The 26291-nt window shown below is 54.5% G+C and carries 23 protein-coding genes; 12 read left to right on the top strand and 11 right to left on the bottom strand.

The window, feature by feature from the left end; all coding sequences use genetic code 11:
* Positions 1–223 precede the first annotated feature (223 nt).
* Both rhaS and rhaR read left to right on the top strand, forming a co-directional pair.
* The gene (rhaS, locus tag WFP70_RS03315; RefSeq protein ID WP_337022589.1) at positions 224–1045 is read left to right on the top strand and encodes an HTH-type transcriptional activator RhaS; all 822 of its coding nucleotides are present in this window, start codon (positions 224–226) and stop codon (positions 1043–1045) included.
* Positions 1046–1059: 14 nt separating this feature from the next.
* Positions 1060–1926: an HTH-type transcriptional activator RhaR gene (gene rhaR / locus WFP70_RS03310; RefSeq protein WP_337022588.1), complete on the top strand. Its 867-nt coding sequence runs from the start codon at positions 1060–1062 to the stop codon at positions 1924–1926.
* A 44-nt stretch (positions 1927–1970) separates the two neighbouring features.
* Here the strand turns inward: rhaR and rhaT are convergent, their stop codons facing one another.
* Positions 1971–3008 (bottom strand): L-rhamnose/proton symporter RhaT, encoded by a 1038-nt coding sequence (gene rhaT, locus WFP70_RS03305; RefSeq protein WP_337022587.1) that lies wholly within the window; start codon positions 3006–3008, stop codon positions 1971–1973.
* Between the two features lie 366 nt (positions 3009–3374).
* Between rhaT and WFP70_RS03300 the strand changes: the two genes are divergently transcribed.
* The 3 genes from WFP70_RS03300 (at position 3375) to aldA (ending at position 5446) form a co-directional block, all read left to right on the top strand.
* Positions 3375–3698, top strand: coding sequence for a hypothetical protein (locus WFP70_RS03300; protein WP_337022586.1), 324 nt, complete (start codon positions 3375–3377; stop codon positions 3696–3698).
* A 14-nt stretch (positions 3699–3712) separates the two neighbouring features.
* Positions 3713–3811 (top strand): YoaK family small membrane protein, encoded by a 99-nt coding sequence (locus tag WFP70_RS03295; RefSeq protein WP_141399000.1) that lies wholly within the window; start codon positions 3713–3715, stop codon positions 3809–3811.
* Positions 3812–4009: 198 nt separating this feature from the next.
* Complete coding sequence (gene aldA / locus WFP70_RS03290; protein WP_337022585.1) at positions 4010–5446, top strand: aldehyde dehydrogenase; 1437 nt, start codon at positions 4010–4012, stop codon at positions 5444–5446.
* Between the two features lie 171 nt (positions 5447–5617).
* Here the strand turns inward: aldA and WFP70_RS03285 are convergent, their stop codons facing one another.
* Complete coding sequence (locus tag WFP70_RS03285) at positions 5618–6892, bottom strand: MFS transporter (RefSeq protein ID WP_337022584.1); 1275 nt, start codon at positions 6890–6892, stop codon at positions 5618–5620.
* On the bottom strand, positions 6889–8310 hold the full coding sequence (locus WFP70_RS03280; RefSeq protein WP_283215233.1) for a M20 family metallopeptidase: 1422 nt from the start codon (positions 8308–8310) through the stop codon (positions 6889–6891). The genes WFP70_RS03285 and WFP70_RS03280 overlap by 4 nt, the downstream gene beginning before the upstream one ends.
* A gap of 148 nt (positions 8311–8458) precedes the next feature.
* Here WFP70_RS03280 and WFP70_RS03275 point away from each other — a divergent pair, with 148 nt between their 5' ends.
* Positions 8459–9385, top strand: coding sequence for a LysR family transcriptional regulator (locus tag WFP70_RS03275; protein WP_160832965.1), 927 nt, complete (start codon positions 8459–8461; stop codon positions 9383–9385).
* A gap of 54 nt (positions 9386–9439) precedes the next feature.
* Here WFP70_RS03275 and WFP70_RS03270 read toward each other — a convergent pair whose 3' ends face one another.
* Complete coding sequence (locus WFP70_RS03270; RefSeq protein ID WP_182057778.1) at positions 9440–11035, bottom strand: ABC transporter substrate-binding protein; 1596 nt, start codon at positions 11033–11035, stop codon at positions 9440–9442.
* 113 nt (positions 11036–11148) lie between these two features.
* On the opposite strand from WFP70_RS03270, the gene pepT reads away from it, so the two are divergent.
* Positions 11149–12375, top strand: a complete 1227-nt coding sequence (gene pepT / locus WFP70_RS03265) for a peptidase T (protein ID WP_337022583.1) — start codon at positions 11149–11151, stop codon at positions 12373–12375.
* 176 nt (positions 12376–12551) lie between these two features.
* Here the strand turns inward: pepT and WFP70_RS03260 are convergent, their stop codons facing one another.
* Both WFP70_RS03260 and WFP70_RS03255 read right to left on the bottom strand, forming a co-directional pair.
* On the bottom strand, positions 12552–13331 hold the full coding sequence (locus WFP70_RS03260; RefSeq protein WP_058962084.1) for a transporter substrate-binding domain-containing protein: 780 nt from the start codon (positions 13329–13331) through the stop codon (positions 12552–12554).
* A gap of 14 nt (positions 13332–13345) precedes the next feature.
* Positions 13346–14512, bottom strand: a complete 1167-nt coding sequence (locus WFP70_RS03255; RefSeq protein ID WP_337022582.1) for a methionine aminotransferase — start codon at positions 14510–14512, stop codon at positions 13346–13348.
* 126 nt (positions 14513–14638) lie between these two features.
* On the opposite strand from WFP70_RS03255, the gene WFP70_RS03250 reads away from it, so the two are divergent.
* A complete protein-coding gene (locus WFP70_RS03250; protein WP_337022581.1) occupies positions 14639–15520 on the top strand; it encodes a LysR substrate-binding domain-containing protein in 882 nt (293 codons plus the stop codon).
* Here the strand turns inward: WFP70_RS03250 and WFP70_RS03245 are convergent.
* Positions 15478–17154 carry a methyl-accepting chemotaxis protein gene (locus WFP70_RS03245; RefSeq protein WP_337022580.1) on the bottom strand — a complete coding sequence of 559 codons (1677 nt, stop codon included), beginning with the start codon at positions 17152–17154 and terminating at the stop codon, positions 15478–15480. The genes WFP70_RS03250 and WFP70_RS03245 overlap by 43 nt on opposite strands.
* A gap of 213 nt (positions 17155–17367) precedes the next feature.
* The gene (locus WFP70_RS03240) at positions 17368–18885 is read right to left on the bottom strand and encodes a carboxylesterase/lipase family protein (RefSeq protein ID WP_337022579.1); all 1518 of its coding nucleotides are present in this window, start codon (positions 18883–18885) and stop codon (positions 17368–17370) included.
* A gap of 192 nt (positions 18886–19077) precedes the next feature.
* Between WFP70_RS03240 and WFP70_RS03235 the strand changes: the two genes are divergently transcribed.
* Positions 19078–19512 carry a DoxX family protein gene (locus WFP70_RS03235; RefSeq protein ID WP_034830906.1) on the top strand — a complete coding sequence of 145 codons (435 nt, stop codon included), beginning with the start codon at positions 19078–19080 and terminating at the stop codon, positions 19510–19512.
* Between the two features lie 69 nt (positions 19513–19581).
* On the opposite strand, the gene hglS is transcribed toward WFP70_RS03235, so the two are convergent.
* Positions 19582–20919, bottom strand: a complete 1338-nt coding sequence (gene hglS / locus WFP70_RS03230; RefSeq protein ID WP_337022578.1) for a 2-oxoadipate dioxygenase/decarboxylase HglS — start codon at positions 20917–20919, stop codon at positions 19582–19584.
* A gap of 88 nt (positions 20920–21007) precedes the next feature.
* On the bottom strand, positions 21008–22342 hold the full coding sequence (locus WFP70_RS03225) for an MFS transporter (RefSeq protein ID WP_160867384.1): 1335 nt from the start codon (positions 22340–22342) through the stop codon (positions 21008–21010).
* A 310-nt stretch (positions 22343–22652) separates the two neighbouring features.
* Between WFP70_RS03225 and WFP70_RS03220 the strand changes: the two genes are divergently transcribed.
* Entirely contained in the window at positions 22653–23573 is a 921-nt protein-coding gene (locus tag WFP70_RS03220; RefSeq protein WP_337022730.1) for a LysR substrate-binding domain-containing protein, read from the top strand.
* Here WFP70_RS03220 and smrA read toward each other — a convergent pair whose 3' ends face one another.
* A complete protein-coding gene (smrA, locus tag WFP70_RS03215; protein WP_034830911.1) occupies positions 23574–24140 on the bottom strand; it encodes a DNA endonuclease SmrA in 567 nt (188 codons plus the stop codon).
* Positions 24141–24436: 296 nt separating this feature from the next.
* Here smrA and WFP70_RS03210 point away from each other — a divergent pair, with 296 nt between their 5' ends.
* Positions 24437–25189, top strand: a complete 753-nt coding sequence (locus tag WFP70_RS03210) for an FNR family transcription factor (RefSeq protein ID WP_034830913.1) — start codon at positions 24437–24439, stop codon at positions 25187–25189.
* Between the two features lie 118 nt (positions 25190–25307).
* Positions 25308–26264 (top strand): universal stress protein UspE, encoded by a 957-nt coding sequence (gene uspE / locus WFP70_RS03205; protein WP_337022577.1) that lies wholly within the window; start codon positions 25308–25310, stop codon positions 26262–26264.
* Positions 26265–26291 lie beyond the last annotated feature (27 nt).

The following is a 26291-nucleotide window of genomic DNA, read 5'->3' as shown; positions in this document are numbered from 1 at the left end:
CTGCCAGCGCGTGATAGTCGATGGCAGGCTGGCAAAGATGATCGTGAGAAAGCTCACAGAACCGGGGAACAACAGAGTTGTGAGCTTTACCGCAATTCCATCAATCACTTGGCCGATCTTGAATAATTCGCCATTTTCCTGCGCTGTGCGGTTTAAATTTCAAGGTAAGGTGCACAGCGCCTGCGTAGACTCGGTTACAAAATTGTTAATCGAGAGGCGCATCATGACCGTTCTGCACAGTGTTGATTTCTTTCCGGAAGGAAACTACGCGATTGCTATTGAGCCGCGCGTACCGCAGCAGGCCTTTCCCGAACATCATCATGATTTCCATGAAATCGTGCTGGTTGAGCAAGGTTCCGGTATTCACGTGTTTAACGGCCAGCCGCAGACCCTGTGCGCCGGTTGCGTGTGCTTTGTACGCGATCACGATCGCCATCTGTATGAACAAACAGAGAATCTGTGCCTGACCAATGTGCTGTACCGCAGCCCGGCAGCGTTTCGGTTTCTCTCTGGTTTACAGTCATTGCTGCCCGGCGATGAAAACGGTAACTATCTGTCGCACTGGCGTATCAATCACAAGGTGATGGCGCAGGCGCTGCAGATTGTGACGCAGATGAAACAGCAGGAGGTCTGGTCGCTGGAGCGTCAGGCGCATCAGGAGCAGCTGTTTTTGCAACTGCTGGTGCTGCTGCGCGAGGCGGGTCACAACGATCAGGCGCAGGATCAGGAAGCGCGTCTGCATCGGTTGCTTGACTGGCTCAATGAGCACTACAGTGAAGATATTGAATGGGATGCGCTGGCCGATCGCTTCTCGCTTTCGCTGCGCACCCTGCATCGCCAGATGAAGCAGCAAACCGGCAATACGCCGCAGCGCTACCTGAATCGTCTGCGCTTATTGCAAGCCCGGCATTTACTGCGCCATAGCGATATGCGCATAACGGACATCGCCTATCAGTGTGGATTTGGTGACAGCAACCACTTCTCCACGCTGTTTCGGCGGGAATTTGGCTGCGCGCCCCGAGCGGAGCGCCAGCAGATGATGTAACTGGAGTGGTTCCCATGTCGCTGATTTTGACGCGCGAAGACTATTTCCCGGCCACCAATCTGCCGATTGCGGTGGCCGAACGCATGCCTCAACCCTCCTTCCCCCCGCATCGTCATGAATTCAGTGAAATTGTGATCGTCTGGCGCGGCAACGGCTTGCACGTGCTCAACGATCGCCCGTGGCTGATTACCTGCGGCGATGTGTTCTATATCCGCGACAATGATTGCCACAGTTATGACAGCGTCAACGATTTGGCGCTGGATAACATTCTTTACTGCCGCGATCGCTTTCGTCTGAGTCTGGACTGGATCCAGCTGCTGCCCCCGCAGGACGATGATGCACCCGGCTGCTGGCGCTTAACCACGCGCGGCATGGCGCTGGCGCGTGGCGTGATCAGCCAGCTGGAGCGGGAGAGCCGTAAAAGCGATTCGTTGTCGATCCAGCTCTCTGAAGCCCTGTTTCTGCAGCTGGCACTGATCTTGCGTCGCCATGGTTATGCCGCCGACCGTCCATGGGCGCTGCCGGAGGGTGAACAGCTTGATTTACTGATGTCTGCCTTACAGGGTGCACTGCACCGCCCATTCGATCTGGCCCATTTTTGCCAGCAAAATGAATTAAATGAGCGTGCACTGAAGCAGCTGTTTCGTCAGCAAACCGGCATGACGGTGGGACACTATTTGCGGCAGCTACAGCTGTGCCAGGCAAAATATTTGTTGCGCACCCAGGATTGTTTAATCAGTGAAGTGGCCGCTCGCTGCGGCTTTGATGACAGCAATTACTTCTCGGTGGTGTTTACGCGGGATACCGGTTTGACACCCAGCGCCTGGCGCCAGCGTTTTCTTCCTCAGCACGCCTCACTGAGCAACAAAATAAAAGCCTGACGCACCTTGCCGCGCGTCAGGCTTGTTCTAAAGCGGCCAATTCATTAGCCGTTGGCCATGCCCAATCCGACGATGTTGGCTGCGATGATGATCACCACACAACCCAACGACAGCACGCGCACCGGGCGCTGCCCCACCGCTTTCCACTCTTTCAGCACCAGACCCACCAAACCACCGCACAGTACATACAGGCTCATGTGCAGCATCCAGCTGACAAAGTCATATTGCGCAGGAATTTTCGCGTGGCCCCAGGCGTAGAAGAAGAACTGCAGATACCACATGGTGCCGCCCAGCACGGCGAAGGCCACGTTGGCGATCAGCATCGGTTTCGCCACTGAGAAATCACGGCGCACTGACAGTTCCGGTTTGATCGCCAGGCGGATAAAGCAGTAGGCCAGATTCACTAAGGCGCCGCCGCCCATGATCACCACATAGCTGGGTAAGGCCACGTACAGCGGATTGATACCCAGATTGGCTGCCGCTTCATGCATCGGTTTCGCCGCATCCATCGCGAACGACATCCCGGCGGAGAAGATGCCGCACAACACCGCCAACACCAGTCCTTTCTTGAGATTAAACTCTTCCGCATTGATGCCAAGCGCACGCTCTTTCAACAAACCGGCACGTGAAACGATCGCCACACCCACCAACGCCACCAGTACGCCTAACAACGTCATTCGTCCGCCCGGCGAGCTGAACAGCTCTACAAAGCGTCCCTGCAACAGCGGCGTCATCAGGGTGCCCACCACGAGGGTGATACCGATGGCAATACCAATGCCCATCGACATGCCGAGATAACGCATGGTCAGGCCATAGTTGATATTTCCGACGCCCCACATGGCACCAAACAGAAACACCGGCAGCAGCTGCGAGAAGCTAAAACTACCGTAATACGCCCAGAAGTTGGGCAGCAGCACGGCACTGACCGCCCATGGCAGAATCAGCCATGACATCACGCCGCCCACTGACCACATTGTTTCCCATGACCAATTTTTTACCTGCTTAAACGGAGCATAAAAACATGCGGCACTGGCGGCACCCACCAGATGCCATAAAATACCGGCAAGAATGGCACTGTTCATTGTTATTCCTTCGTAAGGTTGAGGCCCACAGGAAACCGATAGTTTCCCGATTAGCAGCAGTCTACGGTGCGCAGCTTTTCTTCAGCCTTTGGATGGCTGCCGGAAAGCGCGCGCTGCTGGCAAAATTCGGCGGGTCTTCAACATGAGGATCACAAAATCGCATTTGCAGGCAACATTCTGACTGATTTCTATAAGTTACTTATTATTGAGGATATTTTTTATTTTTGTTGTGTTGATCGACACAGTTTTTGACTGACTGCCAGCCTGCTGTTTAACATGGCAGTCACGCAAAGCCGCCCGATGAGCTTTCCCCCACGTGGCGAATTCCGTATAACGTTGGAAAAATCATCGCAACGAAGGAATGAGATGAATAGCAAAAGGTTGACGCTGCTGTTGTCGCTGCCGGTGAGCCGCGTGATGCTGGATGATATCCGCGCCATTGTGCCGCCCCAGGCGTTAAACGTATTCATTAATGGATTGGATGAAGAGCGTTACGCCACACTTGACTGCATCCAGAGCGAAGAGAACTGCGCCCTGCTGGCTTCGGCCATCGTGGTGTGGCGTCAACTCGGGCATGTTCACCGCATTCGGTATCAGAAAGGCGAACATCTGCGCGAGGTGGATGACGCCAGCCAATTCCAGCTGTTCAGTATGATGAAAACCCATCGCGCCATTGTTCAACTCGCTTAACGATCAGGATAATTATGAAAATCGGACTGCTCTTTCCTATTGCCATCATCATTGCTGGCGTCAGTTTCCTCGCCTGGTTTATCGCCAGCGGCGCGGCGGTGCCGGGCTCCTGATCTTTTTGCTGAAAAGGATGATTAGCTAACACGCTGAATACGCGGCATTTCATCAGGAATGCTGCGTCTGTCGTACCGTTCTTCCCTTCTCTGCCATCTCGTCATCCGCTCTGGCACTGACAAAAAGGTGCTACACCTTGATCTGTTTCACTCTCGATTCACACCCTGATAACGAAACCGATCGCGGAGACCCTACAGATGACAACACACCATCAACATTACATTAATGGCGCGTTTGTAAACGATCAGAACGATAAATGGATTGAGGTCATCAATCCGGCGACTGAAGCGCTGCTGTCTCGCGTGCCTGAGGGCACTCAGCAAGATGCGGCGCAGGCGATTGCGGCGGCAGAAGCAGCACAGCCCGGCTGGGAAGCGTTGCCCGCAGTTGAACGCGGCAACTGGTTGCGTAAAATTGCCGCCGGTATCCGCCAGCGTGAACCCGAATTGACGGCCACGATTGTGGCGGAAGGCGGTAAAACGCAGGGGCTGGCGCAAACTGAAGTGCTTTTCACCGCCGATTATCTGGATTACATGGCCGAATGGGCGCGTCGTTATGAAGGCGAAATCGTCAATAGCGATCGTCCAAATGAAAATATCTTTGTGTTTAAGAAAGCCATCGGTGTCACCACCGGTATCCTGCCGTGGAATTTCCCGTTCTTTTTGATCGCCCGTAAAGCCGCTCCGGCGTTGATTACCGGCAATACCATTGCCATTAAACCCAGTGAACTCACTCCTAACAACGCGGCGATTTTCGCGCAGATTGTGCATGAGATTGGCCTGCCGAAGGGCGTGATCAACTTTGTGTTTGGTTATGGTCCTGAAGTCGGTCAGGAGCTGGCGGCGAACCCGAAAGTCGGTTTGGTGAGCCTGACCGGCAGCGTCGGCGCGGGCATTGCCACCATGCAAGCCGCAGCGAAAAATGTCACCAAGGTGTCGCTGGAACTCGGCGGCAAAGCCCCCGCGATTGTCATGGATGATGCGGACCTGGATCTCGCTGTGAAGGCGATTGTCAGCTCACGCGTGATCAACACCGGACAGGTGTGCAACTGTGCGGAACGCGTTTATGTCCAGGAAGGCATTTATGATCGCTTTATCACCGCTCTGACTGCCGCAATGAAGCAGGTGAAGTTTGGCAATCCGGCCGAACAAACCGATATCGACATGGGCCCGCTGATCACCGCCGCCGCGCTGGAACGCGTGGAGCAGAAAGTGGCCAAAGCGGTCGCTGAAGGCGGAAAAGTAGTGCTTGGCGGCAAACGCGCCGGTGATAAAGGGTTCTACTTCGAACCGACGGTCATTACCGGTGTGCGTCAGGAGATGGAGATCATGCGTGAAGAGATCTTTGGTCCGGTATTACCAGTGATGACCTTTAAAACCCTTGATGAAGCCGTCGCGCTGGCTAACGATTGTGAATATGGCCTGACCTCTTCGATTTACACGCAAAATCTGAACACGGCGATGATTGCGCTGCGTCAGTTGAAGTTTGGTGAGACCTACATCAACCGCGAGAACTTCGAGGCGATGCAAGGGTTCCATGCAGGCTGGCGCAAATCGGGTATCGGTGGTGCAGATGGACGTCACGGACTGGAAGAGTATCTGCAAACCCACGTGGCGTATTTGCAGTTCTCCTGAGTGAAATACCCGGCTGAATAGGTTACCAGCCAGGTATCGTCATGAGGTGAAGTCGCGCCATAACCGGCGCATTTCATGAGGCTGCGCAATGGAATGCGCAGCTCCGGTATGCCTAAGCTTTTCGCCTTTAGATAGGGGGCAAAGCTAATCCGCTAAACCGCTAAACCGCTTTTAAGCGATGCGCTTCTGGCTGCTTAGCAAGGCTAATCCACTCAGTACCGACATCGCCATCAGGTAATAACCGGGTGCCAGGCTGGTGCCGGTGGCAGTGATCAGCAGCGTACAAATCAGCGGTGCAAAACCACCAAACACCGTTACCGCGACGTTATAGCTGATCGCCATCCCACTGGCGCGAGTACCAATTGGGAACAAGTCGGCCATCACCGACGGTACCGTCGAGAAATAGATCGATTTCAGCAACGCCATCCAGCACACCAAAATAATCAAGGTGGTCGGCGTGGTGTGATTCACCACCAGCTTAAACGCCGGATAGATAGTGATGATCAACAGGATCAGCGAGCCCCACATCAACGGCACGCGACCAACACGCTCTGCCAGTAAGCCCATCAGCGGCGTCACCACCGTCAGGATCACCCCGGCCAGCAAGGTCGCAGTGAACGCGGCGGAACCTGGCAGATGCAGGTTTTTGGTGGCGTAAGTTGGCACGTAGTTGAGCATGTAGTTTACTGCGGTGGAGATCACCATCAGGCCAATCGCCAGCAGCATCAGCTCCTTCTGACGCCCGAACAGACGTTTCAGCGGTGCGGCCTCCGGCGCTTGCGCTTCAAAACTGGCAGGCTCATGCACATGGCGGCGGATATAGATCCCCAACGGACCAATCAGCAGACCGAAGGCAAACGGGATACGCCATCCCCAATCCTGAATCTGGCTCTCCGTGAGGATCTGCGTCAACCCCAATCCAAACGCCGAGGCCAGCAGCGTACTCGCGCCTTGCGTGGCAAACTGCCAGCTGGCGATAAACGCCCTGCGCTCCGGGAAATGCTCGACCAGAAACGCCGTTGAGCTACCGAATTCGCCACCCGCTGAGAAGCCCTGTACCAAACGCGCCAGCAGAATCAGCAACGGCGCAATCAAACCAATAGTGCCATAGCTCGGCATAAAGGTGATCACCGCGCCGCCCAGCATCATCAGGTTAATCGACAGCAGCAGCGCCTTTTTACGACCGTGGCGGTCGGCATAGTTACCCAGCACAATCGCGCCTAACGGACGAATCAGGAAGGAGACGCCGAAGCTACCAAAGGTCAGCAGCAAAGAGACCGAGGGATCGCTGGTGGGGAAGAACGCATGGGCAATGTAGCTGGCAAAGAAGCCGTACACCGCAATATCAAACCACTCCAGTGCATTACCGATACAGGTGGCAAACAGCGTTTTGTGCAGATTTGGTTTGGTGCTGCTCAATGGGGCAGCGGTGTTAATCGTACTCATGCAGCACCTCCTGCGTGCAGACGGTGTTTAGCCACCAGTTCGCTGCCCTGCTCGCCCAAATCCCACAGCAGTCGGGTCATAATTTGCAGACCTTCACGCGCAATCGACTTCAGCATATGTTCGTTGACGCCATGCTGACCGCAGGCCGGGTAGGAGTGCGGCACCCACAAGGTTGGCAGGCCGAGAATGTCTGAGAACACTTCGTTGGGCAGTGAACCGCCCAGATTCGGCAGCAGCGCCGGTTTTTTGCCGCTGGTCTCTGCCATGCTCGCCAGCACCCAATCCACCAGCGGATCGGTAGGATCGAGTCGCGTCGCCGGTGAGCCGCGCATAAACTCCACTTTTACGTAGCCAAAACCGTGCTGCGCCAGGTGCTCGCTAACATGCTGTGCCAGGTTTTCCCAATCAGTACCGACCACAAAGCGCAACTGGCACACCGCCGTGGCTTCACCGGGAATGGCATTCATCGGACGCGCAGGATTGCCGGTCAGGAACGCGAGGACTTCCAGTGTATTCCAGCCGTAGAGTCTTTCTGTCGGAGAAAGCGTCGGCTCGCCCCAGGTGGGATCAATCTCTGGGTCACCTGGCATCCCGCCCACTTCGATGTCGCTGAGGATGTCGCGCACTTGCTGAGTGAGAGAGTCAGGTTTCAGCGCATCAACCTGCAGCACGCCCCTTTCGTTCACCAGACAAGCAATGGCGTTGGCGAGTTGAGTACCCGGATTGGTCAATAAGCCGCCCCAGTTACCTGAGTGATAGGCGTTGTCACGCGCGGTGACGGTGAGACGGAAGTTGACCGCACCCCGGGAGCCAAGGAACAGGGTTGGGCGCACCGCATTGAGACGCGGGCCGTCAGAAGCGATAAACAGATCGGCTTTAAGCAGTTCAGCATGATGCTGGCACAGCTGAGCCAGACCCGGAGAGCTGATCTCCTCACCCATCTCAAACAGCATTTTGCAGTTGAATCCGAGTCGTCCACCACGTGCTTTAAATACCTGCTCCAGCGCAGCAAGGTTAACGCAGTGCTGGCCTTTGTTATCCGCGCTGCCGCGTGCGTACCAACGATCGCCTTCTTCCACCAACTGCCACGGCGATAGGCCTTCGCGCCAGTTTTCGTCATCGCCGAACACCACATCGCCATGGCCGTAGCTCAGCAAGGTCGGCAGTGACGGATCTTCGATGCGCACCGCCACCAGGAACGGGCGATGAGCGGCTTCAGGGTTATCGATAAAGTGCAGCGTAAACCCCAGTGCGATCAGCTGAGGGCCAATTTCATCCTGCAAGTAACGCTGTAATTCGTTGTCGCGATCCTGGCGCTGGCTTTCGGTGCGCTGTGCCACGCGTCGGGCCAGTGTTTCCTGAAACTCCCCGCTGTCGAACCAGGCGGTGGCTTGTTGTACCGCTTCTTTAGCTGTCATGTTTGCATGTCTTTTATTGGTATTTTGGTTTTGTCATCTTTGCGGAAACCTTGCTTTGCCACAATTATCAATTTATCGAGTATGATTTGCTTTTTTGGCAAAGCTCCGCTGCCCGATTTCGAGGCATGCACCAGCATGAGGCATTCGCATGATAAGCAACGAGATCCGCTATTTTCTGGCTGTCGCCAATACCGGTTCGCTCAGCGCGGCCAGTGAACAGCTGTTTGTGGCGGTGTCGGCCATCAGCAGGCAGATCCAGCGACTGGAAAATCAGGTCGGCGTACCGCTGTTCGATCGCCATGCGCGCGGTATGGTGCTGAATGAAGCCGGTGAAATTTACGCCCATCACGTGCGCAAAAATATGCTGGAGATGGAATACGCGCTGGCAGAAATCAAAGGATTAAAGGCCGTACGACGCACGCTGATTCGCGTGGCCTGTACCGATGGGTTGGCCTTTACGCTGCTGCCGCGCATGATTGCCGCCTTCCGTGAGGATAATCCCGGCGTGCTGTTTGATATCAAAGTGGCGAGTACGCAAGGTGTCGCCGAGTTATTGCGCAGTGGTGAATGCGATCTGGCACTGCAATTTAGCCTGCACGCTGAACGCGGTGTGGAGGTGATCGGTTCCTGGCCAGCGCCGGTGCTCCTGGTGATGCATCAGAGCCATCCGCTGGCTAGCGCAACACACGTGACCCTGAACGATGTCAGCCACTATCCGCTGGCGTTGCCGCAACAAAACACCACGGTGCGCCAGCTGTTTGAGCTGGCGAGCCATATGAGCGGCAATTTGATTGAACCGGTGATCACCTGCGATACCTTCTCAACGCTGTTCCACTTCTTGCTGCGTACACCGCTGGCCCTGACCATTTGCAGCGCCTTTACCGTGCTGCAAGAGGCGGAAACGCACGGCTTGATATTACGTTCTGTGGGAATTGATCAGTTGAGTCAGCGCAACCTGCAGCTACAGGCGCAATCAGGGCGACCTCGCAGTGCCGCCCTGAATGTGTTTATGACGTTTTTACTGCAGCAAATGAACGCGCTGGAAGAGCCGTTGCGTCAACGCTGGAAGCCATAATCGCCAGTATTTTGGCAATCTAGCGGGCCGCCTTTGGATTGCCCGCTGCCATCATCAATCCTTAATATCGACCGGATAGAAAATGTGTTTGCCAAACGGATCGACGGTATATCCGCTCACCGTTTTGCGCACCGGCTCGAAAATTGTCGAATGGGCGATCATCACGGCAGGCACCTGGTCATGCATCATCTGCTGCGCTTCGCGATACAGGGTGACGCGCTTGTCATGGTTTTGCTCAGCACGTGCTTCGGTGATGATCTTCTCGAACGGCTGATAGCACCATTTGGAGGAGTTGGAGCCGCCATTGGCCGAGGTGCAGCTGTAGAGCGGGCCGAAGAAGTTATCCGGATCGCCAGTCGCCGTGGTCCAGCCCATCAGAGCCGCCTGATGCTCGCCGCCCTTCACGCGCTTCAGGTATTCACCCCACTCATAACTGACGATGTTGGCTTTAATGCCCACCTGCGCCCAATCTGCCTGAATCATCTCTGCCATTCGTCGCGCATTCGGGTTGTAAGGACGCTGTACCGGCATCGCCCACAGTGAGATTTCGGTGCCGGGTTTTATGCCCGCTTCCTGCAGCAACGCTTTGGCTTTCTGCGGATCATAATCGTAATCTTTCAGATCCTTGTCGGCGCTCCAGACATCCGGCGGCAGAATATTTTTCGCCACCGTGCCGGTGCCTTTGAAGATCGCGTCAATTATCGCCTGCTTGTTAATGGCCATCGCCAGCGCCTGGCGGACTTTAACGTTATCCAGCGGCGCTTTAGTGGTGTTGAACGACAGGAAACCGGTGTTGAGTCCCGATTTCTGTTCCAGCGTCAGGTCAGGATTGGTGCGCATTTTTTCCAGATCGGCCGGATTAGGGAACGGCATAATCTGGCACTCGTTTTTTTCCAGCTTGGCATAGCGCACTGAGGCATCTGGGGTGATGGAAAAGACAATGCGATCCAGTTTCGCTTTGCCCTGCCAGTAATCCGGGAAGGCTTTGTAGAGAATGCGGGAGTCTTTTTGATATTGCACCAGCTCAAAGGGCCCGGTGCCGATCGGCTCCATGTCCACTTTTTCTGGCGTACCGGCCTTCAGCATCTGATCGGCATACTCCGCAGAGTGAATGGAGGCGAAGTACCAGGCCAAATCCGCGAGGAACGGCGCTTCCGCATGCGCCAGCGTGATGCGCACCGTATTGTCATCCACTTTCTCTATATTCTTGATCAGCTTCGCCAGTTCCAGGCTATCGAAATTGCTGTAGTTGCCACCGGAGACGTTGTGGTAGGGGTTTTTGGGATCCATCTGACGCATAAACGAGAAGATCACATCATCGGCATTCAGGTCGCGCGAGGGTTTAAACAGTTTGTTGCTTTGGAATTTAACCCCTTTGCGTAAGTGAAACGTGTATACCGTGCCGTCCGGGCTGATATCCCAGCTTTCAGCCAGGCTTGGCACCAGTTCTGTGGTGCCGGGTTTGAAGTCTACCAGGCGATTGAAAATCGGCACTGCGCTGGCATCCACACTGGTTCCCGAGGTGTACAGCTGTGGGTTGAAATTCTCAGGCGAACCTTCAGAACAGTAAACCAGCGTTTTTGCCGATACCCCGCCTGCTACCGCTAAACACAACGCGCTGAGTGTGAACTTTGCCATCATCTTTTTCATTGTGATCCTCGTTTTTGTTGACTTCCATGAGCCCGCATCGGTATGTATTGATAAATAACACGATTTATCCGAGGTGTGTAATGCACATCGCGCAAAGCTAATAAGGAAATGTGATGACAGAACAACTCGCGCGCCAACTGACCCAACGTTTTTACCGTTATCTGGCGGTTTCCAGCCAGAGCGATGCCAAATCCACCACGCTGCCCAGCACCCCTTCACAACATGCGATGGCGGAGCTGCTGGCGCAGGAACTGCGTGAGCTTGGATTGCAGGATATCGTCATCGATCAGCATGCCACGGTGACAGCAGTAAAACCGGGTAATCGGCCTGATGCACCGCGCATTGGCTTTATTACCCATATCGACACGGTTGACGTGGGTTTATCACCGGATATCCACCCGCAAACCCTGACGTTTAACGGCGATGATTTGTGTCTGAACGCGCAGCAAGATATTTGGCTGCGCGTAGCGGAACACCCGGAGATTGCGGCCTATCACGGTCAGGAGATCATCTTTAGCGATGGCACCAGCGTGCTCGGCGCCGACAACAAAGCGGCGGTGACGGTGGTCATGACGCTGATGGAAAACCTCAAAGGCGATCATGGCGACATTGTGGTGGCATTTGTGCCGGATGAAGAGATTGGATTGCGCGGCGCCAAAGCGCTGGATTTGGAGACACGCTTTAACGTTGATTTTGCCTGGACTATCGACTGCTGTGAGCTGGGCGAAGTGGTGTATGAGAACTTCAATGCGGCGGCGGCGGAACTGGTGTTTACCGGCGTGCCGGCGCATCCGATGTCCGGTAAAGGCGTGCTGGTGAATCCGCTCCTGATGGCGCACGACTTTATTTCACGTTTCGATCGCCTGGCCACGCCAGAACATACCGAAGGACGCGAAGGCTATATCTGGTTTAACGATATCAATGCCAACGCCAGCCGTGCGGTGTTGAAAGCATCGATTCGCGACTTTGATTTACAGGGATTCGATCAGAAAAAACAGCAGTTGGTGGAAGTCGCGGATGAGATCGCCGCGCTTTATCCTACCGGGCATGTTTCACTCACCATTAACGATAACTACAGCAACATTAGTAATGCTATTGGGGAAGATCGTCGTGCGATTGACTTGATATTTGCGGCGCTCGAACAAGTGAGTGTGGAGCCGAAAGTCATCCCGATGCGCGGCGGCACAGACGGTGCGGCTTTATCGGCAAAAGGATTGCTGACACCGAACTTCTTTACCGGTGCACACAATTTCCATTCACGCTTTGAGTTTTTGCCGGTGCCCTCGTTTGTGAAATCCTATCAGGTGGCCGAAGCGCTGTGTTATCTGGCGGCGAAATAAGCAAGAACTTTACCGGCAGATCTTAATGCTGTCAGAGGCACAGGAATGGCCCGGCAACCGTTGGGAGGTAATGCCACCCACTCCGACGTAAACGAAAAAGGCTGCCATGGATGAACAATGGCAGCCTTAATTTAATCCGGTTTTAACGCCGCAGCGCGCCAGAGTGGCGCTTGATGTTATTTCGCTGCGGTCACATCAATGCCAGGGAAGAATTTCGCCGCCAGCTTGGTGATGGTGCCGTCAGCCTGCACTTTCGTGATAGCCGCATCCAGTTCACCTTTCAGCTTGGCATCACCCTTACGCAGGCCGAAACCGATACCGGAACCGAGGATGGTGTCATCTTCAACCGGCTTGCCAACAAAGGCGAAACCTTTGCCCTGTGGCTTATCGAGGAAACCAGACTGACCCGCAGCAGACATCACCAGCGTGCCGTCAAGGCGGCCCGCCACCATGTCGTTATAAACCTGGTTCTGGTCCTGATAAGAGGTCACGGTCACGCCCTGCGGCTCCCAGTGCTTCTTAGCGTAAGTTTCCTGGATTGAACCCTGCAGCACGCCGATGTTTTTGCCTTTCAGCGACTCGGCCGTTGGCAGGACTTTCTCGCCCTCTTTCACGATCAGCATGGTCGGAATACGGTAGATGGGCTTGGTGAAATCGATGCTTTTGGCACGCGCTTCGGTGATGTTCATCGCCGAGTTGATCGCATCAAACTTTTTCGCCTGCAGTGCCGGGATCAGGGCATCAAAGCTGCTTTCCACCCACTTACAGTCGAATTTGCCAACTTCGCAAATCGCTTTACCCAGTTCGATATCAAAACCTTCCAGCTCGCCCTGTGCGTTGCGGCTTTCAAACGGCGGATATTGGGATTCCAGACCGTAGCGTAAGGTTTCCTGTGCCAGTGCGTGTGCAGAAGTCAGCATACCCAGCGCCACAAACAGTGCGTTTAACTTTTTCATTATTCTTCCCCTAATTACCCTTTAACCCGGCACAGCGCTTCCGCGCCAGCCTGCAGTGTTGCGTCGTCTTTCGCGAATGACAGGCGAATTAATTTATTGTCAGTGCCGTCCATATAAAACGCCGACAACGGAATGGTGGCCACACCGTGATCGACGATGAGACGTTTTACCATTTCACTGTCGCTTTCGTCACTGAAATGTCCGTAACTGGCCAACATAAAGAAGGAACCTGCGCTTGGCAGCAGCTTAAACGGCGAATCTTGCATCAATGACAGCAGGCGATCGCGTTTTTCCTGATAGAACGGTGACAGCTGCAGATAGTTTTGCGGATTCTGCAGATAGTGCGCAAAACCCACCTGCATTGGCGTATCGGCGGCGTACATCATGAACTGATGCACCTTCACAATTTCTTCCATCAACGCGGCCGGTGCCAGCGCATAACCGACGCGCCAGCCTGTGACGTGGAAGGTTTTGCCGAATGAAGACACGATCACGCTGCGCTGTGCCAGTTCCGGATGGGTTGCCATGCCGCAGTGGGCACGGCCATCAAACAGGATGTGTTCGTACACTTCGTCGGACAGTACCACGATATCCGTGTTGCGGGTTAAGGCCGCCAGCTGCTCCAAATCGGCTGGCGTCAGCACCTGCGCACTGGGGTTGTGCGGCGTGTTGATGATGATCATGCGGGTGCGCGGCGTGATGGTGGCGCGCAGTTCATCCCAGTTGATCGCAAAATCCGGCACCTGCAACTTCAGGCCAATCGGGGTTGCGCCCTGTAAACGCACCACCGGCGAATAGCTGTCGAACGCCGGTTCAAAGAAGATCACCTCGTCACCAGGATGCACCAGCGCCGAAATCGCCATGTAAATACCCTGGCTGGCGCTGCCGGTGATCAGCACTTCGCTGCCCGCATCATAGCGCTGGCCATAAAGCGTCTCGACTTTTTCAGCCAGCGCTTCACGTAGCGCCGGTAAACCGGTCAGAGAGGCATATTGGTTATGACCTTCGCGCATGGCTTTACTGACCAGCTCCACCAGATGCGGATCGCACGGGAAGTTCGGCGCACCTTGCGACAGGTTGATGGCTTTATGTTGTGCTGACAGCTGGCCGATGACGCTGAAAATCGTCGTGCCGACATCGGGCTGTTTGGAAGAGATGTTAACACTGCTATTCAAGGTCATCGTTGCTCCACAAGGTTGCATAACCACGTAAGGAAAGTAGATTTCTATTCAACGGCGAGACGCTTGAGTCGACAAGCGAATTGTTGTCATAATAGCCATGATTAAAAATCATAGCTTGAGGTCGTTATGTCCCGCTCCGCCCTGCCGTTGAATGCCATCCATGCTTTTCTGGTCACCGCACGCCATCTCAACCTGACACGCGCCGCCAGTGAATTATGCATTACGCAGGGTGCGGTGAGCCGTAAAATCGCCACGCTGGAAAGCTGGCTGGGATTTCCCTTGTTTGCACGCCATGCGCGTGGTCTGCATCTTACCGAGCAAGGCGCGGCGCTGTTGCCCGAACTGCAACAAGGTTATGCCATGCTGGTGAATGCCACCGAGAAAGCCAGCCGCAGCAATGCCTCAATTCGCCTGAAAGCGCCCACCTGTGCCATGCGCTGGCTGGTGCCACGTTTGGTGGCGCTGGAGCAACAGCGGCCGGAAATCCATGTGGCACTGACCACCACGCTGGACCACGCTTCACAGCTGGAAAATTATGATGCGGCGATTGTGTTTGGCACGCCGCCTGCCGGTTCCATTCGTTTATTTGATGAGCGACTGACACCGGTCCTGGGCAGCAACATCACGCCACCCGTGGGCATCGGCGATTTGGCGAGGTTTACTTTTTTGCATCCCACCAATAATTCCCGCGACTGGCAAATGTGGCTGGCGGATCAAGCGGCCACTGTGCCGATGGCACGCAATCAGCACTTTGCTACTATGGATCTGGCCATCAGCGCGGCGATTCAGGGCTTTGGTGCAACGGTGGCGGATGTGACACTGGTGCAAAATGATTTGGCGAATGGTCGCTTGATTGCCCCGTTTGCCAACAGCGTGGCCACCGGGGCAGCGTACAGCCTTTTACAGTGCGCAGAACAGGATGCGCCACCGTTCCTGCCGGATCTGGTGGCGTGGTTGTGTCAGCCTCAGAATGAAACCCACTCATCGGCGCTGGCCGACTTCGATTGAGCGACAGGCGTACTGGTTAACAGCGGACGGCGCAGAACGGTGCTGGCTGGCGCGGCCTGAGCTTTATCTAACGGCGCACTGTCCGACAGACGGAATTTCGCGACAGAAGCCTGCAACTCTTCCGTTTGACGCTCCAGCGCACTGGCCGCCGCAGAAACCTGCTCTACCAGCGAGGCGTTCTGCTGAGTCACGCTGTCCATTTCCGTGACGGCGGTGCCAACTTGCGAAATGCCCTTGCTCTGCTCTTCGGAGGCGGCCGCGATGTGCTTCATAATCTCATTCACATCCTGCACCGACTTCAGAATATCGTTCATGGTGCTGCCTGCGCTGCTGACCAACGCAGAGCCCTTATCCACGCGCTGGACGGAATCTTCAATCAGCGTGGCGATCTCTTTCGCCGCCCCGGCACTGCGCTGTGCCAGATTACGCACTTCACTGGCCACGACCGCAAAACCACGGCCTTGTTCGCCCGCACGCGCGGCTTCAACGGCGGCGTTAAGCGCCAGGATGTTGGTCTGGAAAGCAATGCTGTTGATCACGTTGGTAATCTCAGCAATTTTCTTCGAACTGCCGGAAATGCCCTGCATGGTGGTGACCACTTCCCCTACCAGACGGCCGCCCTGCTGCGCGGTGCCGGTAGCCGTTTCTGCCAGTGAACTGGCCTGACGGGCGTTGTCGGCGTTGAATTTCACCGTTGCCGTGAGCTGCTCCATACTGGCCGCAGTTTGCTCCAGCGCGGCCGCTTGCTCTTCGGTACGGGAGGAGAGATCGTTGTTACCGGATGAGATTTCTGCCGCGCCGCGATAGATATTCTCGGTTCCGCTGCGAATGGCGCTCACGGCTTCACGCAGGCTGTCCTGCATCGCACGCAGCAGCGGTACCAGTTTGCCGACACAGTTGCGGCCGAAATCTTCCACGGGCTGACTAAGATCGCCTTGGGCAATCACTGCAAAATGGTTACGTACGCGCTCCAGTGGTTTCACCAGCATCGCTACCAGATAACGGTCGGTGAACAGCAAAATCACCAGACCGAACACCACAGCAACCAAAATAATCACCTTAGTAATGTTGGTGAGTTTATCGACGGTGACACGGGTTTCATCCAGCTTAATGCCTGCGGCTTTATTAAACGCCTCCGCGCTGGTGCCAAAGGCGCGGCTCAGGGCGGGCGTCACGTTATTAGCCTGTGTGCGGTAAGCTTCAACGGTGCTCTGCTGTGCCAGCGACACCTGCGGCGCAATCCCCTCATCCAGCAATTTCTGCCAGCTGGCGATAACGCTGTTAACCGTTTCACTGTCCATCGGGCCGGGTGCCATCGCTTTGAATTGCACCAGCTGCGCTTTCATACTCTCCAGCGCCTGTTGCACCGGTGCGAAGGCATCCGCGCTTACTGCCGCGCCCGATGCACGCCCTTCCATCACGCGGGATAGACGCGTCACCACACGAAAATATTGATCGTTGCCTTTACTCAGTACCGTCATCTGATTAACCAGCTCACGGTCTATCTCATTCCCTTCGCCGAGAGCATTGAGCGAGTGCACGCTAAATAACCCGACACCGCACCACAGCAGGCAGAACAGCCCGAGAATGGTCAGCATGACGGCGCGAATAGTGAAGTTTTTTAAGATTCCCATACATAATCCCTTGGTGTGAAACGCGTAGGAGGCCCGATAAAATCGGGCATATTGCGTTTATCGGCAGTGGATTGGGAAAATGTAACGGTTTAATAAGCTAATTAATTGCTGTCTGCTTAAGCCGGATAGGAAATGTTATTACTGAAAATCAATGGATTAGCCGAAAATTTGCCTTATAAATTCATTTGCGCAATTTCACTATTAGCCTGCTCATCAAAGCTTAACGTGGCTGCGCATCATCAGACGGAACAAACGCAGCCGCCCACGCATAAAACGCGCCTTCAACACCGCTTGCGGTTTACCCTGATCACCGAGGGCTAATGTCAGGTCTTCACGGGGACGCCACACCGGCCAGTCGATTTTGCCCTGCAGCCGATAGCTAAACTCACTGGCATCCCGGGCGAAGGTCACCCAATAGGTACTGACCATGTCGGCGAAGCGTTTATCTGCGTCAGTGTAATCCCGCTCAGGCAGCGGTTTCAGTGAGGTCAGTGTGTTGAATACATAGGGGATTTCGTTGCCGTGCCAGGTGCCATGTGGATAGAGGTCGCGGGCGTTCTCTGACACATAGTCGAACCAGTATCGCCAGGCAGGCATGCCAATACTGTGTTGAGACTGCGCCACCAGTAACGGGATCACGGTAAACGCCATGTCTCGCGCCACTGCCCGGCCCAGTAAGGTATCGTCGTGAATATCGTATAGCCATTTCATCAGGCCATAACTCAGGCGATTTTTGCGACGAATTTGTTGTAACACCGTTGCAGGATCAACACCAAAATAATCCAATACGCTGGCTTCATCACTGTTACTTCCCACCATCAACGGCACCCGATGCTGTTTACCGGCCATAAAGGTTTCGAGCATCGGTTTGGGGAGCACCGCATCACCGCTGATTGCCACCGGACCTAATCCCAATGGACGTTGCAGCGGCCAGAATTGATCGGCAGGTAACTGACGAAGCTGTTCGGCAGAGGCGTGATCCGGCAGGCCAAAATGCGCTGCAACCTGTTTACCGATCTGTTGCGCCCTCCTGCGCGGCACATCCGGCAAGCTGTATGCACTCTGGACAATACCTTTGTGGAACAGCCCTTCAGCCAGCGGAGAACAGCACAAAGACAACACGCTGCGCGCCCCCGATGATTCGCCAAACAGTGTGATATTTTGGCGATCGCCGCCAAAGGCAGGAATATTGCGTTGAACCCATTGCAGCGCAGCGATTTGATCCAGCAAGGCAAAGTTATTTACCACCGCTTCTTGCGGGTATTCAGCATCCAGCGCCGGATGGGCGAAAAAGCCAAAATGGCCAAGACGATAATTGAGCGTGACCACGACGACGCCCTGCGCGGCTAAGGCTTTGCCGCGATAGGGATCAAGACTACCCGCGCCGATGGTAAAGCCTCCGCCGTGCAGCCACACCATCACCGGCAAGGGACGGGAGGGCTCAACGTCTGGAGTCCAGATATTCAGGTACAGACAATCCTCATTGAACCGGCCCGGATCGCCGCCACCCACTGCCACGCAATAATCCCGGTTTTGCCAGCTGGCATCACCCCATTGCGTGGCTTCACGTACTTCTTGCCAGTGTGCAACCGGCTGTGGCGGACGCCAGCGCAGTGCGCCCACAGGTGGCGCGGCGTAAGGTATTCCCTTGAAGACAAAAAGATCATCGTCAATCAGGCCTCTGAGTTCACCCTCTGCGGTCATGATCCTCAGACGTCGTTCGTTTTTCATCTCGGGTTCCCAGATCAAGCTTGGTTCCATTATTTGCAGGCCTTGAGCGAATGTCCATGTTCTGAAAGCATTTGCAGATTAAGCCGAATATGCTTTCGATCCATTGAACATCTCCATCAAATTATTTGGCTAACCCTGGCATGGCGAATTGCATTAAGGTTACAAGTTAACCTGGCGAGACGGAGAAGCGCGATGTTTGGTGGTATCAACCAGATGTTCAATCGGATGAGCGATCACCCGGACTTCGGTAAACTGCTGTTACGTCTGACGTTTGGCGGCCTGCTGCTGTTTCATGGCGAATTCAAAGTGATGCATGGCGTCGACTGGATCGCTCATATGCTGGCCGTTAAAGGCATGCCAGGTTTCATCGCTTACGGTGCTTACATCGGGGAAATAGTGGCACCTGTCATGGTGATCATCGGTTTAATGACGCGCCCTGCGGCTTTCATTATTGCGGTGAACATGGTTGTTGCGACCTTGCTGGTAAAAATGGGCGCGGTCTGGCATCGCACAGATGTTGGTGCCTGGTCTCTGGAAACAGAGGCGCTTTATCTGCTGGGCGCACTCGCCATCATGTTCTTGGGTGCCGGGAAGTACACGCTGGTGCGTGATTCGCGCTTGCAATAAAAATCAAAAGAAATGAAGCCGGTCTGCTGAAGTGCTGATGCCACTTCACAGACCGGTTTTCTTATGCCCTTAACGTATACCGCAACGAGCCAGACTGCGCTGCTGCATCTGCTGATACAACGCCATCTCATCCTGCACCGCTGCACCTAACGCGGCTTCAAAATCCGCCCGGCTGGCATTGCCCGCGCTACGTGCGTGCGTTTCGTCGCCTAAATTAGACTGAAATATCCCCGCTGCGCTCACTGGCAGAAAATCTTCATACACTATCGGTTCTGCCAGCACGCGCCCTTCAGCAAGCAGTTGAACCAGAGTTTCTCCCGTTTGCGGAGGATGCTGGGTGCCCTTAGCGGTCAAACGATAGCGGAACCACGCCAGTTCCTGTTCGCGCAAGGTATCTTCATCATCTGGGAAATCGCGAAACACCGCGCTCAGATGCTGTTGATGATGCTGGTTATCACTGCCGGTGCCCGCTTCCGCTAACAGACGGTCGTATAGTGTGCGGCCTTTGGGGGTTAGCGCCGCGCCGCGCTGTTCGATCTCACCAAAGCGCGCAGTATGTGTGCCGGGGGTGCCGTCATTAAAATGGACTGCCTCTTCCAGCGCTTTAAAGCTGGTTTGACGTAACAGAATCGGCACCTGACGTTGGGGGGGGCCCTCGATGAGGGTTTTAGGATCGATGCCGCGCGTGGGCATTAAGGTTTGCACGCGATCTATATCCAACGTGCGTGGGGTCAGATGGTTGATGTGGCACCCCTGGAAGCACACTACATCGGCGATTAATCGATGTTGCTGACTCAGTGCGCGGTAGGTCACGCTGTCCACAGTGGTGTGGGCATGCCAGCGGAAGGTTTCCAGCGCCTCTTTGACAAAAAGCGCCGCGTCCGCAGCGTTTAAACCGCCCTGCTGTTGGTGTTGCGAGATCAATGCGCGGCAACCCGGCGTGAAAATATCGCGCGCGGCTAAAATCGCGGCGGCTTTTTCCCTTAGCGCGGCGTCATCAATAAGTTCCAGCCGTAACAGAGAGGTAAACACGCGGAACGGATTGCGGCGCAATGCGCTGTCCGTAACCGGACGAAAAGCGGTGGAGTGAACCGGCACGCCCGCCTGGGAGAGATCGTAATATCCCACCGGTTCCATCCCCATTACCGCAAACATCTGGCGCAGTGTGCTGAGTTCTTCTGCCGTTCCCACGCGAATCGCACCGTGACGTTCCACACTGAGTCGGTCCAGTTCATCGGCGGCGGCGAGACGGTTTTTTAAAGCGGGTTGTGCTTCCAGCGTACGTTCATTCACAGCCGTGACCAGTTGCGTCAGGGTGCCATATTGCGGCACTTCCTGCTGATACATACTGGACATAGCTTGTGAGAACAGCGTGCGAATCGCATCGCTGGTGAGAAAGTTTTCCATGGTCATCACCTCGGCGTTAAGGGTTGTTGCTAATGTAGATCAACCCTTTATCGCCGTGGAGGAATTTCGTGGAACTGTGATCGCCCTGTCACTCAGCCCGGTCTGACGGGTCACCAAAGCGACATTTCAGGGCCAGCATGATCGTGGTGAGCACCGCTGGAATCGCCAGCAACAGGAAGATTTGGCTGAACGACCACCCGAGCGAAAGAAGCTCTGCGCCGACAAAAGCACTCATAATCGCACCGACACGACCCACACCGTGCATCCAGCTGGAACCGGTCGCACGCGCGTGCGTAGGGTAATAGCTGGCGGACAGCGCATTCATGCCGGTATTGGCGCCGTTAAAGCAGAAGCCGCTAAAGAAGGCGATGGCACTCATTAATCCCACTTCCGCCGGGGAGAAGCCGAGCGCGACAATCGCAATGCCGCCACAGAAGTAGATCACCGCCAGCGCGATATTGGCATTAATGCGATCCATCAGCCAGCCCGCAAAGAGCGAACCTACCGTGCCACCTGCCTGGTACATCGCCGTAACGATGGCGGCTTCCGTCACCGACATTCCCAGCGTGTTGATCAGCGAGGGCATCCAGCTGCCAATCAGATAGACGAGGAACAGCCCCATAAAGTAGCCGCCCCATAACATCAGGCTGCCGAAGAGATATCGCCGGGAAACCACCGTCGCCACTGCGCCACGCCGCACGACAACCTGTTCAGTGGACTGGTAATGGCTGTTCGGCTCAACGACGCCAGGCAGCATGCGATCCAAAATGGCATGAATACGTGCAGCAGGTGCGCGACGGCTAATCAGGAAGCGCACGGATTCCGGTAAGCCGCGCAGCAGGAAAGGCAAAACAATCAGCGGCAAGACGCCACCCATCAACATCACGGAGTGCCAGTCATAGCGAGGCAACAGCCAGGAAGCTGCAAATCCGCCCGATGCGGCACCAAAGGTGAAACCGCAGAACACCACGGTGATAATGAATGAACGTCGACGCTCTGGTGCATACTCTGCTACCAGCGTTCCAACGTTTGGCATGGCTGCACCGAGGCCAAGGCCGGTGAGAAAACGGAATAACATCATTTGATCGATGTTTTGCGCCATGGCGGTGGCCAGCGTCCACAAGCCAAAAAAACCCACGCTGAGCAGTATCATCACACGCCGCCCGTAGCGATCGGCCAATGGCCCTGCCACCATGGCACCTAAGGCCAGGCCAATCAGCGCAGCGCTGATCACCATGCCAAGCTGATGATTAGTGACGCCCCAACTGGCTTTCAATGTAGGAGCGATAAAGCCCATCAGCGCGATGTCCATGCCATCCAGCGCAACAACGATGAAGCACAGCGCAATCAGGCGTTTTTGCCAACGGCTAAGCGCACTCTGATTAATCAGCTGGCGAACATCTACGGCTTCAACGGTGGTCACGGATCAACTCCTGCACATTCATCGTTTAATCATCAGTTTTGGTAAAAAAAACGGCGCTAATGATAGCTCATCGTTAACAATAACGGGCAGGATTTTTAGGTGTAAGTGAGAATTATTCAAATTATGCGAGATTAAGCGCTTGATATTGCAATAGGTGATAATTTTGCATTGGCGCTGATTTTTACTAATTCGAGTTAAAACATCAGGTTAGCAATATCAGGGCTTTTGTTAATATAATTTTGCAGTGAAGTTAACATAATTCCAGTTTTCCCATTGCCGCCATCAGGTAAAAGTCATTATGTTTGAGGCTATGGACAAAAATTCCCTTTTCAATCAGCGCATTCGCTTGCGCCATTTACACACCTTTGTTGCGGTCGCGCAGCAAGGCACGCTGGGGCGCGCGGCAGAGACACTCAATCTCAGCCAGCCTGCGCTCTCAAAAACCCTGAATGAGCTGGAAGAACTGGCTGGCGCGCGTCTGTTTGAACGTGGTCGTCTCGGTGCCCAGTTAACGACGCTCGGCGAGCAATTTCTTGTCCATGCGGTAAAAGTGCTGGATGCGCTTAACCATGCAGGCCAAAGCTTTAACGCCCCACAACCCGGCCGACCGGTCGTGATTCGCCTCGGCGCGCTCACCACAGCGGCAATGGGTATGCTGCCACAGATTCTCGATCGCTTTCACGAGCAACAACCGAACACCACGGTACAAGTGGCGACATTACATAATAATGTTCTGCTGGCCGGGTTGCGCGCGGGTGAGTTTGATATTGGCATTGGGCGCATGGCCGACAGTGAAATGATGGCGGGTCTGAGTTATGAATTGCTATTCCTTGAGTCGCTTAAACTGGTGGTACGTCCGGAACACCCGCTCCTCAGTGACAACGTCACGTTATCGCGCGCGATGCAGTGGCCGGTGGTGATATCGCCGGAGGGCACCGCCCCGCGTCGTATCGCTCAACATATGCTGGACGAGCAAAGTTGTGCGCTTCCCGCTAATTGTGTTGAAACCTCATCCACTTCGCTGGCGCGTCAGTTGGCCCTGCGTTATGACTATGTGTGGTTTGTCCCCTCAGGCGCCATCAAGGAAGACCTTAGCCACAATGCCGTTATTGCACTGCCGATTAACTCCCCTGGGCCGGGAGAGCCGGTGGGGATTATCACCCGCAGCGGCAGTCATCTCAGCCTGAGTGCCGAAGTGTTGCTGGCGACCATTCGCAAATTTCACACCTGATTAGCGACTGCGTTTGGCGTGGCGCTCACGATTATCCAGCCGCGCCTGATCCGTTTTTCTTAAACTGACATACAGTGCCCCGGCACCTCCGTGCTGGGGCTGCGCCACGCAAAAGCTTTGCACCTCGTCAAACTGCGTCAGCCAGCGAGCCAGATAACTGCGTACGATATTGGCATGGGCTTCATCATCACGGCCTTTACCGTGGATAATCAGCAGATTGCGTAGCCCCTGCTTGCGTGCCTGCAGCATGAAACTGAACAATGACTTTCGACAGGTTTCTATCGGCTGACGCAGCAGGTTCAGGCTGGCGTCCAGGGAATATTTCCCCAGCCGCAACTTGTCCAACACACCTTGTTGAATCCCTTCTGTTTTGTATTCCAGCGGAGTCGTCAGCGGGATGATGTCGAGAAAGCCCCGCGTGAGGAAATTTTCCTGTTCGTCATTGGCTTGCGTCGGGCGCGGCGCTTTGGTCGAAGGGGAACGCAACCATTGGGTATTGGCACAATCTTTCAGTGGCGTCACATCGCCCATGGCATCCCGGAAAAGGTCTTCATCGTCTAGGTTCATGGTGTTTTCTCACGCCTGGTGGTTTGCTGAGCGCAAGTTGCCGCTCAAAAACAATATAGTAGCAAAGGATTTTTGGCATCACATCTGGCACTTTTTGCACTGAGACAAGTTATGACCAGATGTAAATATGGCAACAAAACGTTCCAGGTCAAAAAATAATGTCAGGCAAACCTTGCGCAAACTCAGGTATACCCTACGTTAGTGGGGGTTTAAGGGGAATTACTGCTCGGATGAGTTCCCTTAACGCGTAAAAATGTTAAAATTGACGGCAGTCAATAATCATCGAGCGTACCTATATGATCCCGGAAAAACGCAGCATTCGACGTATTCAGTCTGGCGGTTGTGCCATTCACTGTCAGGATTGCAGTATCAGCCAGTTGTGTATCCCTTTCACACTGAACGAGCATGAGCTGGATCAGCTGGACAATATCATTGAGCGCAAAAAGCCGATTCAGAAAGGTCAGACGTTGTTCAAAGCCGGTGATGAACTGAAATCGCTTTACGCTATCCGCTCCGGCACCATCAAAAGCTATACCATTACTGAACAGGGTGACGAGCAGATTACCGGCTTCCATCTGGCAGGGGATTTAGTGGGCTTTGATGCGATTGTCGGCGCGCACCACCCGAGTTTTGCTCAGGCGCTGGAAACAGCGATGGTGTGTGAAATTCCTTTCGAAACTCTCGACGATCTCTCCGGTAAAATGCCGGCACTGCGCCAGCAGATGATGCGTCTGATGAGCGGTGAGATTAAAGGCGATCAGGATATGATCCTGCTGCTCTCCAAGAAAAACGCGGAAGAGCGTCTGGCGGCCTTTGTCTGGAATTTGTCACGCCGCTTTGGTCAACGTGGCTTCTCACAACGCGAATTCCGCCTCACCATGACGCGTGGTGACATTGGTAATTACCTGGGACTAACCGTAGAAACCATTAGCCGTCTGCTGGGCCGCTTCCAGAAAAGTGGCATGCTGGCCGTGAAAGGCAAATATATCACTATCGAGAACCATGCGTTGCTGGCAGAACTGGCGGGTCAGACTGAACAAGCTGCGTGATTCTATGCCGGGTCGATAAATGTTAGTTTATTGATCCGGCAACAACTTTTCCCCTTCTGCCCTGCGCCAACTTAGGCTATCTTTAATCCAACTTGCTTTGGTTTGAGGAGATTGCCTTATGTCCCGGTACCAAAATATTCTGGTGGCGATTGACGCCCAACAGGACGATCAACCCGCGCTGCGTCGTGCGGTGTATCTGAATCAACGTATCGGCGGAAAAATCAAAGCTTTCCTGCCTATCTACGACTTCTCCTATGAAATGACCACCTTGTTGTCGCCTGATGAGCGATCCAACATGCGTAAAGGTGTGATCAGTCAGCGTACTGAATGGATTCGTCAACAGGCCCACGCCTATCTTGAGGCCGGTGTTGATATTGAAATTAAAGTGGTGTGGCATAACCGTCCGTACGAAGCGATCATTCAGGAAGTGATGGCGCACCAGCACGACCTGGTGTTGAAAATGGCCCATCAGTACGATCGCCTGGAAGCAGTGATTTTTACCCCGACAGACTGGCATCTGTTACGCAAATGCCCCTGCCCGGTGTGGATGGTGAAAGATCAGCCGTGGCCGGAAGGTGGCAGAGCCGTTGTGGCGGTCAATCTGGCTAGTGAAGAGCCCCATCACGATGAATTAAACCAAAAGCTGATTCGTGAAACCGTGCTGTTGGCCGATATGGTCAATCACACAGAAGTGCACCTTGTCGGTGCTTATCCCATCACGCCCATCAATATCGCCATTGAACTCCCCGACTTTGACCCCAGCGTGTATAACGATGCGATTCGCGGACAACATCTGGTGGCGATGAAAGCGCTACGCCAGAAATTCTCCATCGGCGAAGAGTTTACCCATGTGGCAAAAGGCTTGCCGGAGGAAGTGATACCGGATATCGCCTCTCATCTGGAGGCGGGAATTGTGGTACTCGGCACCATCGGCCGCACTGGCCTTTCAGCCGCGTTCCTGGGGAATACCGCAGAGCAGGTTATTGATCATCTCCGTTGTGATTTGCTGGCAATCAAACCGGACGATTTCAAATCGCCGATTGATTATGACGATGAAGAAGACGAAGACGATTAAAACAACAAAGGCGACCAGATGGTCGCC

The sequence above is a fragment of the Pantoea sp. USMM079 genome (assembly GCF_037153115.1).
Classification (GTDB): domain Bacteria; phylum Pseudomonadota; class Gammaproteobacteria; order Enterobacterales; family Enterobacteriaceae; genus Pantoea; species Pantoea communis.
Note: the sequence above shows the minus strand (reverse complement) of the source record. Positions and strands in the feature narration are given on the sequence as shown.

Coding starts and splice junctions, on each gene's coding strand:
- rhaS (WP_337022589.1), top strand. CDS start 224: ATGACCGTTCTGCACAGTGTTGATTTCTTTCCGGAAGGAAACTACGCG.
- rhaR (WP_337022588.1), top strand. CDS start 1,060: ATGTCGCTGATTTTGACGCGCGAAGACTATTTCCCGGCCACCAATCTG.
- rhaT (WP_337022587.1), bottom strand. CDS start 3,008: ATGAACAGTGCCATTCTTGCCGGTATTTTATGGCATCTGGTGGGTGCC.
- WFP70_RS03300 (WP_337022586.1), top strand. CDS start 3,375: ATGAATAGCAAAAGGTTGACGCTGCTGTTGTCGCTGCCGGTGAGCCGC.
- WFP70_RS03295 (WP_141399000.1), top strand. CDS start 3,713: ATGAAAATCGGACTGCTCTTTCCTATTGCCATCATCATTGCTGGCGTC.
- aldA (WP_337022585.1), top strand. CDS start 4,010: ATGACAACACACCATCAACATTACATTAATGGCGCGTTTGTAAACGAT.
- WFP70_RS03285 (WP_337022584.1), bottom strand. CDS start 6,892: ATGAGTACGATTAACACCGCTGCCCCATTGAGCAGCACCAAACCAAAT.
- WFP70_RS03280 (WP_283215233.1), bottom strand. CDS start 8,310: ATGACAGCTAAAGAAGCGGTACAACAAGCCACCGCCTGGTTCGACAGC.
- WFP70_RS03275 (WP_160832965.1), top strand. CDS start 8,459: ATGATAAGCAACGAGATCCGCTATTTTCTGGCTGTCGCCAATACCGGT.
- WFP70_RS03270 (WP_182057778.1), bottom strand. CDS start 11,035: ATGAAAAAGATGATGGCAAAGTTCACACTCAGCGCGTTGTGTTTAGCG.
- pepT (WP_337022583.1), top strand. CDS start 11,149: ATGACAGAACAACTCGCGCGCCAACTGACCCAACGTTTTTACCGTTAT.
- WFP70_RS03260 (WP_058962084.1), bottom strand. CDS start 13,331: ATGAAAAAGTTAAACGCACTGTTTGTGGCGCTGGGTATGCTGACTTCT.
- WFP70_RS03255 (WP_337022582.1), bottom strand. CDS start 14,512: ATGACCTTGAATAGCAGTGTTAACATCTCTTCCAAACAGCCCGATGTC.
- WFP70_RS03250 (WP_337022581.1), top strand. CDS start 14,639: ATGTCCCGCTCCGCCCTGCCGTTGAATGCCATCCATGCTTTTCTGGTC.
- WFP70_RS03245 (WP_337022580.1), bottom strand. CDS start 17,154: ATGGGAATCTTAAAAAACTTCACTATTCGCGCCGTCATGCTGACCATT.
- WFP70_RS03240 (WP_337022579.1), bottom strand. CDS start 18,885: ATGAAAAACGAACGACGTCTGAGGATCATGACCGCAGAGGGTGAACTC.
- WFP70_RS03235 (WP_034830906.1), top strand. CDS start 19,078: ATGTTTGGTGGTATCAACCAGATGTTCAATCGGATGAGCGATCACCCG.
- hglS (WP_337022578.1), bottom strand. CDS start 20,919: ATGGAAAACTTTCTCACCAGCGATGCGATTCGCACGCTGTTCTCACAA.
- WFP70_RS03220 (WP_337022730.1), top strand. CDS start 22,653: ATGGACAAAAATTCCCTTTTCAATCAGCGCATTCGCTTGCGCCATTTA.
- smrA (WP_034830911.1), bottom strand. CDS start 24,140: ATGAACCTAGACGATGAAGACCTTTTCCGGGATGCCATGGGCGATGTG.
- WFP70_RS03210 (WP_034830913.1), top strand. CDS start 24,437: ATGATCCCGGAAAAACGCAGCATTCGACGTATTCAGTCTGGCGGTTGT.
- uspE (WP_337022577.1), top strand. CDS start 25,308: ATGTCCCGGTACCAAAATATTCTGGTGGCGATTGACGCCCAACAGGAC.